This is a genomic window from Flavobacterium coralii, from assembly GCF_019891545.1.
GTDB lineage: Bacteria > Bacteroidota > Bacteroidia > Flavobacteriales > Flavobacteriaceae > Flavobacterium > Flavobacterium coralii.
This window is the reverse complement of record NZ_JAHDIU010000055.1, coordinates 1-378: the sequence shown is the minus strand read 5'-3', so window position 1 is coordinate 378 and position 378 is coordinate 1. Positions and strand designations below refer to the sequence as shown.

The 378-nt window shown below is 37.6% G+C and carries 1 tRNA gene; it reads right to left on the bottom strand.

Annotation, left to right across the window (positions count from 1 at the left end):
* Positions 1-230: 230 nt before the first annotated feature.
* Positions 231-304: transfer RNA gene (locus KJK34_RS15145), tRNA-Ala, on the bottom strand.
* Positions 305-378: the final 74 nt, after the last annotated feature.

The following is a 378-nucleotide window of genomic DNA, read 5'->3' as shown; positions in this document are numbered from 1 at the left end:
TTGCTTATTGTACTTTTATTTAGTAAAGAGCCATCAGGCATGAGCCAACAGAATTAACTATTGCCTCTTCGCTATTGGCTAAACACTAAAATCTGTGCTTTCTATTCTTTTCTACTTTGTTTCTTATCGCAATATGTCAATGAACGTTTACCAATTTTAAAATTTGAAAATGTGCTAATTTGAAAATAAATCTTCAAATCTGCTAATCTTCAAATCGACCAATCGATTTGTGGAGAATATCGGAGTCGAACCGATGACCTCCTGCGTGCAAGGCAGGCGCTCTAGCCAGCTGAGCTAATCCCCCAAATTGTTAGCTTTCAGTTATCAGCTGTCGGCTTTCAGCGGATGTTGATAACTCAACTTCTAAAATTTCCTCTT